Source organism: Nitrospirota bacterium (assembly GCA_037386965.1).
In the GTDB taxonomy this organism is placed as follows: domain Bacteria; phylum Nitrospirota; class Thermodesulfovibrionia; order Thermodesulfovibrionales; family JdFR-86; genus JARRLN01.
This window is the reverse complement of record JARRLN010000134.1, coordinates 1-2706: the sequence shown is the minus strand read 5'-3', so window position 1 is coordinate 2706 and position 2706 is coordinate 1. Positions and strand designations below refer to the sequence as shown.

Here is a 2706-nt window from a genome sequence, read left to right as displayed (position 1 = left end):
GTGGCCGCCGACCTCGCCGACGTGATCCTGTTCGGCTCCTTCCTCGCCTGGGCCGTCGTGGACCGTATCTCCATGAAACGGCGTACGCAGCGGCCGATCCCGTCCGCCCCGCCCAGAGGCATCAACGACGTGCTGCTCGTATTCGCCGGCCTCGGCGTCTACGTGACCTTCGTCCTGTGGCTGCACCAGGCCTGGTTCGGCGTGGCACCGTTCGGCTGAGAGACGGCGCCGGTCGCCCGGCAGGGCGAGGCCCTCGAGCGGCTCCTCGTCGCTCGCTTCGTTCTGCAAACGCCGCTGAGCTTCGGTGAGCAACCGACCGTGTGGATTTCGAATCGGGTCCTCGCCGGGGTGAATTGCCTTCAGCTTCTGCCGGATAGTCTTGACGTGGGTGTCGACCGTGCGTTCAAGGCTCATGTCCGGCTCTTCCCAGATCCGGCTCATGAGCTGCTCCCTCGTAAATATCCGCCCGGGGCTGTCTATGAGGACGCGCAAAAGCCGATATTCATACCGCGAAAGCTCCAGGGGTTCCCCATGATATGAAATGGTATAGCGCCCCTCGTCGACGGAAAACTCAGGGGGCCAGAGCGGCGATTCCGCCTTCTGAGGCTCTCTACGGACAGCCGACATTCTCCTCAGCACGGACCTGACCCTTGCGGTTAGCTCCCTTGGGCTGAAAGGCTTGACCACGTAGTCATCGGCCCCTATCTCCAAGCCCACCACCCGGTCCACCTCGCCCGAGCGGGCGGTCACGAAGATGACGGGCGTGTCATATGTGGCGCGTATCTCCTTTAGGAGTTCAAACCCGTTTACGTCGGGAAGTCCTATGTCGAGAATGACAAGGGCGATACCGTCTTGGCCCAGACGTTCTCGAGCCTCCTTGCCGGTAGCACAACAGACAGGTTCATAGCCTTCCGTGGAAAGGGCATAGGAAATGTTATCAGCTATCGCCGGCTCGTCTTCAATGACCAAAATCTTGACCATAAATATGGATATTTTATACCATAAATGCACGCGGCCAAGGAATCCATGGCGAAGAACGAAATTCACTCTTGCTTTAAGGGGCTTCTTTCCTGGCCACCGTAATCGCCCACCATGGGCCATCCGTCCTGCCGAGGACCGCTGCCCAGTACCACGAGGATATGTCGCTCCAGCTGTTTCCGGCTTCGTCGAACACCCGCTCGCAGACATCGAGCGTTTTCCCATTCTTGTCAGCCTCGACACATCCCCAGAAATTCCCCTCGGGGTCTGTTCGCACGGGCAGCGGCTTGACCGAATACCCGCTGCCCTTAAGGCAATCGGCGGCGGGATGAAGTTTCCGCGTCTCTTTCCTTACCCAGCGGATTATTATCTCCTGAGAGCCGTCGGTGAACCGGGCAATATGGCCGGGGAACCCACGGACGAAACCCTTCTCGTCTTCTGTGAGCTCAAGACGCATGAGCGGTCTTCCATTGAATTCGGAGGGCCACGCATTAAATTGGACGGGCGCGCCCGGGCTGGCCGCCCTCATTCCCACCAGGGGCACCAGGGCGGCTATCACGTGAAGCGCTATCCATATCCGTGCTACGTGCATTGCAGTTCCCCTTTGCTTTTTCCCATGCGACGGTTGAAGCGGAGTATTGCTACGGCAATCAGCGCGAAGACCGCAAGTCCTATGCCCTGGTGCGCCCATGCGGGGCCGTGCAGGATGCCGGACTCCGTGTAGAAAAGGGCCGATGACCTCAGCACGTTGCCCAGGAATATCACAAGCATGGAGAAACTGTGCGTAAGCCAGGTTCTGGCCGAACTGTGCTCCGCAAGGCAGGCCAGTGTGAAGTTCAGGTACAGGCCGGTCCAGAGCATCCGGACTCCGGTACATGGGGCGTCGATGGAGATCACCTCCCCCGCCCAGTAAAGGCAGGTCCCTTGTGCGTGGACCTCGTATCCCGTAAGGCCGATAAGTCTGGAAGAGATCACCGCCGTAAGGGCTCTCACGGGATAGCCGAGATAAAACTGAAGCGAGGCGATGATGGGGAGCGACAGGAGCAGGAGACCTACGACCCCCACATGCACCGGCCTGCCGAGGCGGGACGGGCTCAGCGTGCAGCCGATGGCCATCACAGCGAGCGCCGCCCTGCCAAGAGCGGGCATCGAGGAGTAGGTCAGAATGTATGCGAAGACAAAGATGGACGAAAGGGCCAGGTGCGAGGCCTTGAGCGCGCTTCCCCTGCCCTTCCGGAGGATGAAGAACAGAGCCGTCCCCAGGGCCAGGAGGCCCCAGGGCTCGTCCGAGGAGTCGGTCATCCTCGCCGCGTACCACGTCCACACCGGCCAGAAGGCCAGAAGCTGAAGAGCCAGAAACAGGGTCACCCACGACATCTTATCTCCACCTTTCGGGGGCCATCTTTCTGAAGTGCTTCCAGCCCATGTACAGGAACATGACGCCGATTATGGAAATGAGCAGGTAGGTCTCTGGCTCAGGCACCGTGGAGACGTCGCCACCCACGGCGTTGTTGGAGACACCTTGGGGCAGCGGAAGCGGCAGCTTGATTTTCGTGACCTTCCCCGTCGCATTTCTTACCACGTCGTCCACCGCGACAAAGGACGTATACGCCGTGAGCAGGTTATACGTAAGTCCCAGCCTGGTTATCTCCTGCTTGCGCTCATCCCCGTGGTCCAGCCGTTCGTAATCACCCAAGGTCTTGATGCGATGTCTCGCCCAGAGGTATC

Annotated in this window: 4 protein-coding genes and 1 pseudogene; 1 reads left to right on the top strand and 4 read right to left on the bottom strand. The window is 59.9% G+C overall.

Annotation, left to right across the window (positions count from 1 at the left end; translation table 11 throughout):
- Window positions 1–57: 57 nt before the first annotated feature.
- Complete coding sequence (locus tag P8Y39_12895) at window positions 58–219, top strand: hypothetical protein (GenBank protein MEJ2193212.1); 162 nt, start codon at window positions 58–60, stop codon at window positions 217–219.
- Window positions 220–327: 108 nt separating this feature from the next.
- Here the strand turns inward: P8Y39_12895 and creB are convergent.
- The 4 genes and pseudogenes from creB to P8Y39_12875 form a co-directional block, all read right to left on the bottom strand.
- Window positions 328–981 (bottom strand): annotated as a pseudogene (gene creB / locus P8Y39_12890) (two-component system response regulator CreB).
- 73 nt (window positions 982–1054) lie between these two features.
- A complete protein-coding gene (locus tag P8Y39_12885; protein MEJ2193211.1) occupies window positions 1055–1435 on the bottom strand; it encodes a hypothetical protein in 381 nt (126 codons plus the stop codon).
- Between the two features lie 125 nt (window positions 1436–1560).
- Complete coding sequence (locus tag P8Y39_12880; GenBank protein MEJ2193210.1) at window positions 1561–2355, bottom strand: archaeosortase/exosortase family protein; 795 nt, start codon at window positions 2353–2355, stop codon at window positions 1561–1563.
- A gap of 1 nt (window position 2356) precedes the next feature.
- The coding region (locus tag P8Y39_12875) for a trypsin (protein MEJ2193209.1) at window positions 2357–2706 on the bottom strand (350 nt) is incomplete at its 5' end.

Coding starts and splice junctions, on each gene's coding strand:
- P8Y39_12885 (MEJ2193211.1), bottom strand. CDS start 1,435: ATGCGTCTTGAGCTCACAGAAGACGAGAAGGGTTTCGTCCGTGGGTTC.
- P8Y39_12880 (MEJ2193210.1), bottom strand. CDS start 2,355: ATGTCGTGGGTGACCCTGTTTCTGGCTCTTCAGCTTCTGGCCTTCTGG.